23 protein-coding genes are annotated in these 11,197 nt (G+C 39.7%); all 23 read right to left on the bottom strand.

Annotation, left to right across the window (positions count from 1 at the left end; translation table 11 throughout):
• Positions 1 to 247 (bottom strand): RNA-binding protein (locus tag GX497_01305; protein ID HHY71874.1); only part of this gene is annotated, 247 nt, incomplete at its 3' end.
• Positions 248 to 263: 16 nt separating this feature from the next.
• A complete protein-coding gene (gene map, locus GX497_01300; protein ID HHY71873.1) occupies positions 264 to 1,010 on the bottom strand; it encodes a type I methionyl aminopeptidase in 747 nt (248 codons plus the stop codon).
• The gene (locus GX497_01295) at positions 1,007 to 1,660 is read right to left on the bottom strand and encodes an adenylate kinase (protein ID HHY71872.1); all 654 of its coding nucleotides are present in this window, start codon (positions 1,658 to 1,660) and stop codon (positions 1,007 to 1,009) included. Before GX497_01295 ends, map begins: the two co-directional genes overlap by 4 nt.
• A 56-nt stretch (positions 1,661 to 1,716) precedes the next feature.
• Positions 1,717 to 3,003, bottom strand: a complete 1,287-nt coding sequence (gene secY, locus GX497_01290; GenBank protein ID HHY71871.1) for a preprotein translocase subunit SecY — start codon at positions 3,001 to 3,003, stop codon at positions 1,717 to 1,719.
• A complete protein-coding gene (rplO, locus tag GX497_01285; protein ID HHY71870.1) occupies positions 3,003 to 3,443 on the bottom strand; it encodes a 50S ribosomal protein L15 in 441 nt (146 codons plus the stop codon). The genes secY and rplO overlap by 1 nt, the downstream gene beginning before the upstream one ends.
• 33 nt (positions 3,444 to 3,476) lie before the next feature.
• Positions 3,477 to 3,659, bottom strand: coding sequence for a 50S ribosomal protein L30 (gene rpmD, locus GX497_01280; protein ID HHY71869.1), 183 nt, complete (start codon positions 3,657 to 3,659; stop codon positions 3,477 to 3,479).
• A gap of 12 nt (positions 3,660 to 3,671) precedes the next feature.
• Positions 3,672 to 4,172, bottom strand: a complete 501-nt coding sequence (gene rpsE / locus GX497_01275) for a 30S ribosomal protein S5 (GenBank protein ID HHY71868.1) — start codon at positions 4,170 to 4,172, stop codon at positions 3,672 to 3,674.
• Between the two features lie 19 nt (positions 4,173 to 4,191).
• Positions 4,192 to 4,554, bottom strand: coding sequence for a 50S ribosomal protein L18 (gene rplR / locus GX497_01270; protein ID HHY71867.1), 363 nt, complete (start codon positions 4,552 to 4,554; stop codon positions 4,192 to 4,194).
• 36 nt (positions 4,555 to 4,590) lie between these two features.
• A complete protein-coding gene (gene rplF / locus GX497_01265; protein ID HHY71866.1) occupies positions 4,591 to 5,130 on the bottom strand; it encodes a 50S ribosomal protein L6 in 540 nt (179 codons plus the stop codon).
• Positions 5,131 to 5,158: 28 nt separating this feature from the next.
• On the bottom strand, positions 5,159 to 5,557 hold the full coding sequence (gene rpsH / locus GX497_01260) for a 30S ribosomal protein S8 (protein HHY71865.1): 399 nt from the start codon (positions 5,555 to 5,557) through the stop codon (positions 5,159 to 5,161).
• Between the two features lie 29 nt (positions 5,558 to 5,586).
• Positions 5,587 to 5,772 (bottom strand): type Z 30S ribosomal protein S14, encoded by a 186-nt coding sequence (locus GX497_01255; protein ID HHY71864.1) that lies wholly within the window; start codon positions 5,770 to 5,772, stop codon positions 5,587 to 5,589.
• Positions 5,773 to 5,791: 19 nt separating this feature from the next.
• Entirely contained in the window at positions 5,792 to 6,331 is a 540-nt protein-coding gene (gene rplE, locus GX497_01250) for a 50S ribosomal protein L5 (GenBank protein HHY71863.1), read from the bottom strand.
• 26 nt (positions 6,332 to 6,357) lie between these two features.
• Positions 6,358 to 6,669 carry a 50S ribosomal protein L24 gene (rplX, locus tag GX497_01245; GenBank protein ID HHY71862.1) on the bottom strand — a complete coding sequence of 104 codons (312 nt, stop codon included), beginning with the start codon at positions 6,667 to 6,669 and terminating at the stop codon, positions 6,358 to 6,360.
• Positions 6,670 to 6,711: 42 nt separating this feature from the next.
• Positions 6,712 to 7,080: a 50S ribosomal protein L14 gene (rplN, locus tag GX497_01240; protein ID HHY71861.1), complete on the bottom strand. Its 369-nt coding sequence runs from the start codon at positions 7,078 to 7,080 to the stop codon at positions 6,712 to 6,714.
• Between the two features lie 46 nt (positions 7,081 to 7,126).
• Positions 7,127 to 7,390, bottom strand: coding sequence for a 30S ribosomal protein S17 (gene rpsQ, locus GX497_01235; GenBank protein HHY71860.1), 264 nt, complete (start codon positions 7,388 to 7,390; stop codon positions 7,127 to 7,129).
• Between the two features lie 20 nt (positions 7,391 to 7,410).
• On the bottom strand, positions 7,411 to 7,614 hold the full coding sequence (rpmC, locus tag GX497_01230) for a 50S ribosomal protein L29 (GenBank protein HHY71859.1): 204 nt from the start codon (positions 7,612 to 7,614) through the stop codon (positions 7,411 to 7,413).
• Positions 7,604 to 8,038 carry a 50S ribosomal protein L16 gene (rplP, locus tag GX497_01225; protein ID HHY71858.1) on the bottom strand — a complete coding sequence of 145 codons (435 nt, stop codon included), beginning with the start codon at positions 8,036 to 8,038 and terminating at the stop codon, positions 7,604 to 7,606. The genes rpmC and rplP overlap by 11 nt, the downstream gene beginning before the upstream one ends.
• Positions 8,038 to 8,706 (bottom strand): 30S ribosomal protein S3, encoded by a 669-nt coding sequence (rpsC, locus tag GX497_01220; protein ID HHY71857.1) that lies wholly within the window; start codon positions 8,704 to 8,706, stop codon positions 8,038 to 8,040. The genes rplP and rpsC overlap by 1 nt, the downstream gene beginning before the upstream one ends.
• A 12-nt stretch (positions 8,707 to 8,718) precedes the next feature.
• Positions 8,719 to 9,060: a 50S ribosomal protein L22 gene (gene rplV / locus GX497_01215; GenBank protein HHY71856.1), complete on the bottom strand. Its 342-nt coding sequence runs from the start codon at positions 9,058 to 9,060 to the stop codon at positions 8,719 to 8,721.
• Positions 9,061 to 9,078: 18 nt separating this feature from the next.
• A complete protein-coding gene (gene rpsS, locus GX497_01210) occupies positions 9,079 to 9,357 on the bottom strand; it encodes a 30S ribosomal protein S19 (protein ID HHY71855.1) in 279 nt (92 codons plus the stop codon).
• Positions 9,358 to 9,414: 57 nt separating this feature from the next.
• Positions 9,415 to 10,245, bottom strand: coding sequence for a 50S ribosomal protein L2 (rplB, locus tag GX497_01205; GenBank protein ID HHY71854.1), 831 nt, complete (start codon positions 10,243 to 10,245; stop codon positions 9,415 to 9,417).
• 26 nt (positions 10,246 to 10,271) lie between these two features.
• Positions 10,272 to 10,559 (bottom strand): 50S ribosomal protein L23, encoded by a 288-nt coding sequence (gene rplW, locus GX497_01200; GenBank protein ID HHY71853.1) that lies wholly within the window; start codon positions 10,557 to 10,559, stop codon positions 10,272 to 10,274.
• A complete protein-coding gene (gene rplD / locus GX497_01195) occupies positions 10,559 to 11,182 on the bottom strand; it encodes a 50S ribosomal protein L4 (protein ID HHY71852.1) in 624 nt (207 codons plus the stop codon). The genes rplW and rplD overlap by 1 nt, the downstream gene beginning before the upstream one ends.
• Positions 11,183 to 11,197 lie beyond the last annotated feature (15 nt).

The following is an 11,197-nucleotide window of genomic DNA, read 5'->3' as shown; positions in this document are numbered from 1 at the left end:
GCTTTCCATTTGTCACACGACCAGTTTCACTAATACTGTTCTGAACTTCCGGAGAAACATAATCAAAAAACTCAAGATGATTAATGTTCTTTTTCTTTGGCCGATCAAATTTACGTTTATCACCATCGGCAATAAACACGAAACGCTCATCGAGGATTTTTATTACTACTGCAAATTGACCAGCATCTCTTCCTTGCACAATTTTAACTAACTGACCTATTCGCGGACTCGACTCAGGTTCGTTCACCCATTATCACCTTCACTTAGGCTTTTGTTAAAATTTCATATCCAGTTTCAGTAATTGCAATCGTATGTTCAAAATGAGCACACATTTTGCCGTCAACTGTAACAACAGTCCAGTTATCTGAAAGTGTTTTAACATAACGTGTACCTGCATTCACCATAGGTTCAACAGCAAGCACCATACCAGGCTTTAACCGTGGTCCTTTGTTAGGAGGTCCATAATGTGGAATTTGCGGATCTTCATGAAGATCCTGCCCAACTCCATGCCCCACATACTCTCTAACAATGGAAAAACCGTTTGCCTCTACATATGTTTGAATCGCATGCGAGATATTCGATAATCTTACACCGGCTTTCGCTTCCTCTAGACCTTTGTACAAAGATTGTTCGGTTACCTCTAATAGCTTCGTTGTGTTTTCATCTATGGTTCCTACAGCATATGTCCAAGCGGAGTCTCCATGGTAGCCATTATACTTTGCACCGATATCAATTGAAATTATATCACCGTCGCGTAGAACGCGATTACCAGGAATACCATGCACTAGCTCTTCATTCACAGATGCACATATACTTCCAGGAAAACCATTGTATCCCTTAAAGGATGGAATTGCGTTATAGAATCGGATGGTCTTTTCAGCTATATTGTCTAATTCCTTGGTCGTTATTCCCGGTTTTATATGCTTCTTTAGCTCTTGATGTGTAAGTGCAACGATTCTCCCTGCTTCACGCATAATTTCAATCTCGCGCTCAGTTTTACAAATGATCATCCATTTAAGCCTCCAAGGAGTTGATCTACTTCTTTAAATACATCATTAATATCCTGATCACCATTAATATTTCGTAGTGTCCCTTTTTCACTATAGAAATCAAGCAATGGTTGAGTTTGTTTTATATTTACTTCTAAACGGTTCCCTACAGTTTCTGCATTATCATCAGAACGTTGATAAAGCTCGCCACCACACTTATCACACACGCCCTCATGACGAGGTGGATTGAATACCATATGGTACGTAGATCCACATGATTTACAAATGCGGCGCCCAGTCAAACGTTCCATTAGCTTACTAGTATCAACACCAATGTTAATGACGTAATGAATTGGTCGATCTAGTTCAGTTAAGAGAACTTCAAGGGCTTCTGCTTGTGGAACTGTTCTAGGAAATCCATCTAAAAGAAAACCTTTTTTACAATCATCTTTTCCAAGACGGTCTTTCACGATACCAATCGTAACTTCATCAGGGACAAGTGCACCTTGGTCCATATACGACTTTGCCTTCATGCCTAATTCTGTGCCATCTTTGATAGCGGCACGGAACATGTCACCCGTTGAAATATGAGGTATATCATATTTTGCTACGATTTTTTCAGCTTGCGTCCCTTTTCCAGCTCCCGGTAACCCCATTAATACTAAATTCATCTTTACCCCCCTATATTCTGGCGAGGTATAGGGAAGATACCCTAACCTCTAAAATACTATTTCAGGAATCCCTTATAATGTCTCTTTACTAATTGGCTTTCCAGCTGCTTCATTGTTTCAAGTGCAACACCGACAACAATTAATAGGCTGGTACCGCCAATTTGTACCGATTGCGGTAATCCCGCAATGTTCACAAAGAATACAGGAAGTACTGCAATGATTGCCAAGAATATGGATCCCACTAATGTTAATCTGTAAAGAATACGAGTTAAGTACTCCTGGGTGCTCTTTCCTGGTCTAATACCTGGAACATAGCCACCTTGTTTTTGCAGGTTTTCCGCCATTTGTTCAGGATTTACTTGAACAAATGTATAGAAATAAGTAAACGCTATAATTAAGGCGACATAAATAATCATACCAATTGGATGTGAATACGTAAAAGTTGTTGTAATCCAAGTAGTGACCTTATTCGTTCCAAAAAAGCCTGCAATAGTTGGTGGTGTTATTAAAAATGATATTGCAAAGATTACCGGAATAACCCCTGCAGCATTCACTTTAATCGGTAAGTGCGTTGATTGTCCACCAACTGGACTGCGATTTACAAGTCTCTTCGCATACTGAATCGGTATTTTTCGAAGCGCTTGTGAAATAAAAATCGTCCCGACGATAACTGCTATTACAGCAACTAATAACAATACAATTGTTACAATTCGTAAAAACAGCGCTTCTCCTGCACCTTCAATTTGTTGAGCATAAATTTGGTTAGCTGCCGTTGGAATCGCAGCAACAATACCTCCAAAGATTATAATGGAAATTCCATTACCAACCCCATGTGATGTAATAAGTTCACCTAACCAAAGCAGGAACGCTGTTCCAGCAGTTAATACTAAAGCGATAAGTAAATATGTTGGTAACCCAGGATTGTTTATTAAGCCTGGAAACATATTATTAAATCCGATAGACATACCGACCGCTTGGATAAAACCGAGTACGATTGTACCATAGCGGGTAAACTGAGCTAACTTACGTCGTCCAACCTCTCCTTGTTTAGACCACTCCGTAAATTTAGGTACTACATCCATTTGTAAAAGCTGAATAATGATAGATGCAGTAATGTATGGCATAATCCCCATTGCAAAAATCGAGAAGTTCTTTAAAGCTCCGCCGCCAAATGTATTGAGAAGTCCAAATACACCTTGATCGCTGAGCTTTAGTACCTCTGCATTTACTCCTGGAACTGGTATAAAACTACCGAGTCTAAAAACTACGAGCATTAATAAGGTGAATACAATTTTCCTTCTTATTTCACCAACTCGTATAAAATTGGAGATTGTCTCAAACATTAAACCACCTCAGTTTTACCGCCAGCTGCCTCGATAGCTTCTTTAGCAGAAGACGAGAACTTATGTGCTTTAACAGTAAGGTTCTTTTCTAACTTACCATTTCCTAGTACTTTCACACCAGCATTTAATTTGCTGACAACACCAGTTTCAAGCAATAATTCGGGAGTTACCTCTGTACCATTCTCGAAGCGATTTAATGTTTCAAGATTAACAATCGCATATTCTTTACGATTGATATTTGTAAAACCACGTTTAGGCAAACGTTGGAAAAGAGGCATTTGTCCGCCCTCAAATCCAGGACGTACACCACCGCCTGAACGAGAACCTTGACCTTTGTGACCTCTACCTGATGTTTTACCATTTCCTGAAGCCATCCCACGGCCTACGCGGTTACGCTCTTTACGAGAACCTTCTGCTGGTTTTAACTCATGTAGTTTCATTCTTGCACCTCCTCTTATATTGAAAATTTATAATTAAACTTCTTCTACTAATACTAAGTGAGATACTTTATTAATCATTCCACGAATTGCCGCATTGTCTTCGTGAACAACTGATTGATGTAACTTGCGTAATCCTAATGTTTTTACAGTAGTTCTTTGGTCCTGTGGACGACCGATAACACTGCGTTTGAGGGTGATTTGAAGTTTATTTGCCATTGTTTTCCCTCCTTATCCTAACAGTTCTTCTACCGTTTTACCACGTAACTTTGCCACTTCATTTGCAACTTTTAAATCTTTCAATCCTTCAATAGTAGCACGGACAACATTAATTGGAGTATTAGTTCCTAATGACTTAGAAAGAATATCTCCAATACCTGCTAATTCTAGTACTGCACGTACAGGACCCCCAGCGATAACACCAGTACCTTCAAGAGCAGGCTTTAATAGTACATTGCCAGCACCAAAGTTTCCAATAACTTCATGTGGAATAGTTGTACCAACAAGCGGTACACTAATTAGGTTTTTCTTCGCATCTTCAATAGCTTTACGAATCGCATCTGGAACTTCTTGTGCTTTACCTGTTCCGAAACCAACATGACCATTTTTATCTCCAACAACAACCAGCGCAGCAAAGCGGAAGCGACGACCACCCTTAACTACTTTTGCTACACGGTTAACCGCAACAACGCGCTCTTCAAGCTCTAATTTATTTGGATCAACACGACGCATTAATTTCCCTCCTTTATGATTAGAATTCGAGACCAGCTTCGCGAGCAGAGTCTGCTAAAGCTTTAATTCTTCCATGATATAAGTAGCCGCCACGGTCAAAAACTACTTCTTTAACACCTTTTTCAAGTGCACGTTTTGCAACTAATTCACCGATTTTTTGAGCTGCTGCAATATTTCCAGTTGATTCAAGATTCACATCTTTTTCAACCGTAGATGCACTAGCTAAAGTTACTTTATTGACATCATCTATTAATTGCGCATAAATATGCTGATTGGAACGATATACATTTAAGCGTGGACGCTCAGCAGTCCCACTTACCTTAGCACGCACACGAGCATGTCTCTTTTTACGTACAGCATTTTTGTCAAGCTTAGTAATCATTCTCGGATTCACTCCTTTCTTCTACTCTAAGAAGCGTTATTTCTTGGCAGTCTTACCTTCCTTGCGACGTACAAATTCGCCTTCGTAACGAATCCCTTTACCTTTATATGGCTCTGGCGGACGAACGGCACGAATATTTGCAGCAACTGCTCCAACACGCTCTTTATCAATACCCTTAACAATAATCTTTGTGTTAGAAGGAACTTCAATTTCAATACCTGCTTCAGGTTGAATTTCTACTGAGTGTGAATATCCAACGTTAAGAACTAGCTTAGTTCCAGACTTAGAAGCACGGTAACCAACCCCGATTAATTCAAGTCCTTTTTCAAAACCATTCGTAACACCTTCTACCATATTAGCAAGGAGACTACGTGTTGTACCATGTAATGAACGATGTTCCTTATTATCTGAAGGACGTTCTACAGTAAGAACATTATCCTCTACTTTAATATTCATATCAGGATGAAAAGCACGAGTTAGCTCGCCTTTAGGTCCTTTTACAGTAATTACGTTACTTTTATTTGTGAAAGTAACGCTTTGTGGGATCTCAAGTATTTTCTTACCAATACGAGACATCTATTGCACCTCCATTCTTCAAAAAATCTTACCAAACGTATGCTAGGATTTCTCCACCAATTTGTTTCGCACGGGCATCTTTATCTGTTACAACACCACTTGATGTTGAAACAATTGCGATACCAAGGCCATTAAGTACGCGCGGTACTTCATTTGCTTTTGCATAAACACGTAATCCAGGCTTACTAATGCGTTTTAAGCCAGTAATAACTCGTTCATTATTTGTACCGTATTTAAGGAAAATACGAATAATTCCTTGCTTGTTATCTTCGATATATTCAACGTCACGGATAAAGCCTTCACGCTTTAGAATTTCAGCGATCTCTTTTTTAAGTTTAGATGCAGGGACTTCAAGCTTCTCGTGACGTACCATATTAGCATTACGAATGCGAGTAAGCATATCTGCAATTGGATCAGTCATTACCATATATTTTACCTCCTTCCCAATTTAAGGGTTTACCAACTTGCTTTTTTAACACCAGGGATTTGACCTGCGTATGCTAATTCACGGAAACAAATACGGCAAAGTTTAAATTTGCGTAATACTGAATGCGGACGACCACAGCGTTCACAACGAGTATATTCTTGAACAGCAAACTTTTGTTTGCGTTTTTGCTTAGCGATCATTGATTTTTTGGCCACGAATTTCCCTCCTTTTTAATTACTTTTGGAACGGCATGCCCACTTGAGTTAATAACTCACGAGCTTCTTCATCTGTATTAGCAGTAGTAACAATAACAATGTCCATGCCACGTACTTTAGATACTTTATCGTAATCAATTTCAGGGAAAATTAATTGTTCTTTAACACCTAGTGTATAGTTACCGCGGCCATCGAATGATTTCTTAGAAACACCTCTGAAGTCACGTACACGAGGTAACGAAACAGAAACTAATTTATCTAAGAATTCATACATACGCTCACCGCGAAGGGTAACTTTCGCACCGATTGGCATTCCTTCACGTAATCTGAAACCCGCAATTGATTTTTTCGCTCTCGTAACAACAGGCTTTTGACCTGTGATGGCAGCCAATTCTTCAACTGCACTATCTAGTGCTTTTGAGTTTTGAACTGCGTCACCAACACCCATATTGATAACGATTTTTTCAATTTTAGGTGCCTGCATGACAGATTTATAGTTAAATTTGCTCACAAGAGCTGGAACTACTTCTTTATTAAACTTTTCTCTTAGGCGATTCACTAGTCGCGACCTCCTTTCATAACAATCTATTTATCTAAAACTTCACCTGATTTTTTTGCAATACGCACTTTCTTACCGTCAACCACATTATAACCTACACGAGTAGGCTTGCCAGTCTTAGGGTCGATTGGCATTACATTTGATACATGAATAGGTGCCTCTTGGCTCATAATTCCACCCTGAGGATTCATTTGTGTTGGTTTTGAGTGTTTCTTAATAATGTTAACACCTTCAACTAGGACGCGGTCCTTTTTCGGATACGCTTCAAGGATAACACCTTGTTTGCCCTTGTCTTTCCCAGAGATTACTTGTACTTTATCACCTTTTTTGACATGCATCTTATAGACACCTCCTTCAAGGCTAATAATAAGATCTTTTCTTTATAGTACTTCCGGAGCTAATGAAACAATTTTCATAAAGTTTCTTTCGCGCAATTCGCGGGCCACTGGACCAAAGATACGAGTACCACGTGGACTCTTATCATCACGAATAATTACGCAAGCATTTTCATCAAAACGAATATATGAGCCGTCAACACGACGTGCACCACTCTTTGTGCGTACAATTACCGCTTTAACAACGTCGCCTTTTTTGACAACGCCCCCTGGTGTTGCTTGCTTGACAGTACATACGATAACATCACCGATGTTAGCTGTCTTTTTGCCTGAACCACCAAGAACTTTAATTGCTAAAACTTCACGTGCACCTGAGTTGTCAGCCACTTTTAAACGAGATTCTTGTTGAATCATCGATCAGTACCTCCTTTCGGAACACAATTTATATCCGAACTTTAAATTAAATAATTACCGCTTCTTCTACAACTTCAACTAAACGGAATCGTTTTGTAGCTGATAAAGGACGAGTTTCCATGATTTTTACAACATCGCCAATTTTTGCTTGGTTGTTCTCATCATGAGCTTTATACTTTTTAGAGTATTTAACACGTTTACCGTATAGTGAATGTTTTTTGTAAGTTTCTACAACTACTGTAATCGTCTTGTCCATTTTATCAGATACAACACGACCTACATATACCTTACGTTGGTTGCGTTCACTCATTTACGCTAACCTCCTCTCGATTATCGATTGTTAACACCAAGTTCTCTTTCACGAATAATCGTCTTCATGCGAGCAATCGCCTTGCGAACCTCACGAATACGAGTAGTGTTTTCTAATTGACCAGTCGCAAGCTGGAATCGAAGGTTAAATAATTCTTCTTTTAAAGATTTAACTTTTTGTTCAACTTCGGCAGTGGTTAAATCACGGATTTGATTAGCCTTCATTAGTTTCACCACCAATATCTTCACGTTTTACAAACTTACATTTAACAGGTAACTTATGGGCAGCAAGACGTAATGCTTCGCGAGCTACTTCTTCTGATACACCTGCAATTTCAAACATTACCTTCCCTGGCTTTACTACCGCTACCCAGCCTTCAGGAGCACCTTTACCGGAACCCATCCGTACTTCTAATGGTTTTGCTGTAAATGGCTTAGATGGGAAGATCTTTATCCAAACTTTACCGCCACGTTTCATATAACGAGTCATTGCACGACGAGCGGCTTCAATTTGGCGGTTAGTGATCCAAGAAGCTTCAAGTGATTGTAAACCGAATTCACCGAAGTGTACTTCTGTACCACCTTTAGCACGACCACGCATTTTTCCACGGTGTTCTCTGCGATACTTAACACGTTTTGGTAATAACATTATTGGTTTCCTCCTTCCTCATCTTTCGTTGCTCTTTTCTTTGTAGGAAGAACTTCACCACGGTAAATCCATACTTTAACACCCAACTTACCATAAGTAGTGTCAGCTTCTGCAGTTCCATAATCAATATCTGCACGTAAAGTATGAAGTGGTACTGTACCCTCACTATAATGTTCTGAACGAGCGATATCAGCTCCACCAAGGCGACCAGAAACCATTGTTCTGATACCTTTAGCACCTGCACGCATCGCACGTTGAATTGCTTGCTTTTGGGCACGACGGAAAGATACGCGATTTTCTAATTGGCGAGCAATATTTTCAGCTACTAACGTTGCGTCGATATCTGCCTTTTTAACTTCCATAATATTAATGTGAACACGCTTCCCGGTTAGCTCGTTTAACGCCTTACGAAGTGCTTCAACTTCTGTTCCACCTTTACCAATAACCATTCCTGGTTTAGCAGTGTGGATAGCGATATTCACACGGTTTGCAGCACGTTCGATTTCAATTTTTGAAACCGCTGCATCTGATAAACGTTTGTTAATATATTCACGGATTTTAATATCTTCATGCAATAGATCAGCATAATCTTTACCAGCAAACCATCTTGATTCCCAGTCCCGAATGATGCCGACGCGAAGTCCGTTAGGATTTACTTTTTGACCCACTACTATCCCTCCTTACTTTTCAGATACCACAACTGTAATGTGGCTAGTACGTTTGTTAATTGCGCTAGCACGGCCTTGCGCGCGTGGTCTGAAACGTTTTAATGTTGGACCTTCATCAACAAAAGCTTGTGATACTACTAAATTGTTAACATCCATTTCATAGTTATGTTCAGCGTTAGCAATCGCTGACTTTAGCACTTTCTCGATAACAGGAGAAGCTCCTTTTGGTGTATGGCGAAGAATGGCTATAGCTTCACCTACTTGCTTACCTCGTATTAAATCGATCACAATACGAGCTTTACGAGGAGCAATACGAACAGTTCTCGCTACCGATTTAGCTTGTTTCACTTCCATTCATATACCTCCTCTCTACTAACGTCTTGTTTTCTTATCGTCATCCGCATGACCTTTATAAGTGCGGGTTGGAGCAAATTCGCCTAATTTATGACCCACCATATCCTCAGTTACGAATACTGGAACATGTTTGCGGCCATCATAGACAGCGATAGTGTGCCCGATAAACTCTGGGAAAATCGTTGAACGGCGAGACCAAGTTTTAATAACTTGTTTTTTGTTAGACTCGTTCAATCCTTCAACTTTCTTCATTAAATGATCATCGACAAATGGTCCTTTTTTCAAGCTGCGACCCATGAATTGACCTCCCTTCGCGACTGTGCCACGGTTCCTATGAACCGTAGTACAATCCCGTTATTTTTTACGACGACGAACAATAAATTTGTCTGACGCTTTATTTTTCTTACGTGTTTTAGCTCCAAGTGTTGGTTTACCCCATGGTGACATTGGTGATTTACGACCGATTGGTGCTTTACCTTCACCACCACCGTGTGGATGGTCATTAGGGTTCATTACAGATCCACGTACTGTTGGACGAATGCCTAACCAACGAGAACGACCTGCTTTACCAACGTTCACTAGTTCATGCTCCAAGTTACCAACTTGGCCTACTGTTGCACGACATGTCGCTAAGACTTGACGAACCTCACCAGACATTAAACGAACTAGTACATATTTACCTTCTTTACCTAATACTTGAGCTTCAGCACCAGCAGAACGAACTAATTGTCCACCACGTCCTGGCTTTAACTCAATATTATGCACAACAGTACCAACCGGAATATTTGCAAGTGGCAATGCATTACCAACTTTAATATCCGCTTCAGGTCCTGAGAATACTTCTTGACCAACTTTTAAACCTTTTGGCGCAAGGATATAACGTTTTTCACCATCTACATAATTGATTAATGCGATGTTTGCAGTACGGTTTGGATCGTACTCAATCGTAGCAACGCGTCCTGGTATTCCATCTTTATCACGTTTAAAATCGATTAAACGATATTGACGCTTATGTCCACCACCGTGATGACGTGTAGTAATTTTACCTTGGTTATTACGTCCAGCTTTTTTGTGTAACGGTGCGAGCAATGACTTTTCTGGTGTGTCAGTTGTGATTTCTGCGAAATCCAAGCCTGTCATGCCACGACGACCGTTTGACGTAGGATTATACTTTTTAATCGCCATTTCGGTTTCCCTCCTTCACTTGTTGATTATGCTTCAAAGAACTCTAATTCTTTACTATCAGCAGTTAATTTTACAATTGCTTTTTTACGTTTAGGTTTAGTTCCTGTATAACGACCTACACGCTTGAATTTTCCTTGATAATTTTGAACGTTAACTTTTTCAACTTTTACGCCGAAAATCGCTTCAATAGCTTGTTTAACTTCCGTTTTGTTAGCTCTTGTATCTACTTCAAATGTATATTTTTTCTCACCCATTATTTCAGTAGAACGTTCAGTTATCACGGGGCGCTTAATAATATCACGAGGATCTTTCATTATGCAAGCACCTCCCCTACTTTTTCAGCTGCTTCTTTTGTAATCACCATTTTATCATGGCTCATTACATCTAAAACATTTACTCCATTAGCGTCTATAACAGTAACACCAGGAATATTGCGAGCAGATAGTTCAACCGTTTGATCTGCATTAGCAGTAACGATTAAAACTTTGTTATTTAATGATAATGCATTTAACACTTGAACCATGTCTTTTGTCTTTGGTGCTTCAATCGTTAAATTTTCTAATACTACAACGTTATTATCTAAAACCTTTGTAGATAACGCTGATTTAATAGCTAAACGACGAACTTTCTTAGGAAGTTTAAAAGAATAACTTCTTGGTTGAGGACCAAATACGATACCCCCACCTCTCCATTGTGGAGAACGAATCGAACCTTGACGCGCACGTCCAGTTCCTTTTTGGCGCCATGGCTTTCTGCCACCGCCGCGAACTTCAGAACGGTTTTTTACTTTGTGTGTACCTTGACGTCTTGATGCACGTTGCATAATAATAGCATCGAAAAGCACGTGACTGTTTGGCTCAATGCCGAAAACCGCTTCAGAAAGTTCAATTTCACCAACTTGTGAACCTGTTTGATTATAAAGTGCTACTTTAGGCATCAAATTTCCTCCTTT

Origin of the sequence: Bacillus sp. (in: firmicutes) (assembly GCA_012842745.1) — a bacterium.
Classification (GTDB): domain Bacteria; phylum Bacillota; class Bacilli; order Bacillales; family Bacillaceae_J; genus Schinkia.
This window is presented reverse-complemented; position numbering and strand designations above follow the sequence as displayed.

Excerpts from the sequence above, each read along its gene's own strand:
- map (HHY71873.1), bottom strand. The coding sequence starts at position 1,010 with ATGATCATTTGTAAAACTGAGCGCGAGATTGAAATTATGCGTGAAGCA.
- GX497_01295 (HHY71872.1), bottom strand. The coding sequence starts at position 1,660 with ATGAATTTAGTATTAATGGGGTTACCGGGAGCTGGAAAAGGGACGCAA.
- secY (HHY71871.1), bottom strand. The coding sequence starts at position 3,003 with ATGTTTGAGACAATCTCCAATTTTATACGAGTTGGTGAAATAAGAAGG.
- rplO (HHY71870.1), bottom strand. The coding sequence starts at position 3,443 with ATGAAACTACATGAGTTAAAACCAGCAGAAGGTTCTCGTAAAGAGCGT.
- rpmD (HHY71869.1), bottom strand. The coding sequence starts at position 3,659 with ATGGCAAATAAACTTCAAATCACCCTCAAACGCAGTGTTATCGGTCGT.
- rpsE (HHY71868.1), bottom strand. The coding sequence starts at position 4,172 with ATGCGTCGTGTTGATCCAAATAAATTAGAGCTTGAAGAGCGCGTTGTT.
- rplR (HHY71867.1), bottom strand. The coding sequence starts at position 4,554 with ATGATTACTAAGCTTGACAAAAATGCTGTACGTAAAAAGAGACATGCT.
- rplF (HHY71866.1), bottom strand. The coding sequence starts at position 5,130 with ATGTCTCGTATTGGTAAGAAAATACTTGAGATCCCACAAAGCGTTACT.
- rpsH (HHY71865.1), bottom strand. The coding sequence starts at position 5,557 with ATGGTAATGACTGATCCAATTGCAGATATGCTTACTCGCATTCGTAAT.
- rplX (HHY71862.1), bottom strand. The coding sequence starts at position 6,669 with ATGCATGTCAAAAAAGGTGATAAAGTACAAGTAATCTCTGGGAAAGAC.
- rplN (HHY71861.1), bottom strand. The coding sequence starts at position 7,080 with ATGATTCAACAAGAATCTCGTTTAAAAGTGGCTGACAACTCAGGTGCA.
- rpsQ (HHY71860.1), bottom strand. The coding sequence starts at position 7,390 with ATGAGTGAACGCAACCAACGTAAGGTATATGTAGGTCGTGTTGTATCT.
- rpmC (HHY71859.1), bottom strand. The coding sequence starts at position 7,614 with ATGAAGGCTAATCAAATCCGTGATTTAACCACTGCCGAAGTTGAACAA.
- rplP (HHY71858.1), bottom strand. The coding sequence starts at position 8,038 with ATGTTATTACCAAAACGTGTTAAGTATCGCAGAGAACACCGTGGAAAA.
- rplV (HHY71856.1), bottom strand. The coding sequence starts at position 9,060 with ATGGAAGTGAAACAAGCTAAATCGGTAGCGAGAACTGTTCGTATTGCT.
- rpsS (HHY71855.1), bottom strand. The coding sequence starts at position 9,357 with ATGGGTCGCAGCTTGAAAAAAGGACCATTTGTCGATGATCATTTAATG.
- rplB (HHY71854.1), bottom strand. The coding sequence starts at position 10,245 with ATGGCGATTAAAAAGTATAATCCTACGTCAAACGGTCGTCGTGGCATG.
- rplW (HHY71853.1), bottom strand. The coding sequence starts at position 10,559 with ATGAAAGATCCTCGTGATATTATTAAGCGCCCCGTGATAACTGAACGT.
- rplD (HHY71852.1), bottom strand. The coding sequence starts at position 11,182 with ATGCCTAAAGTAGCACTTTATAATCAAACAGGTTCACAAGTTGGTGAA.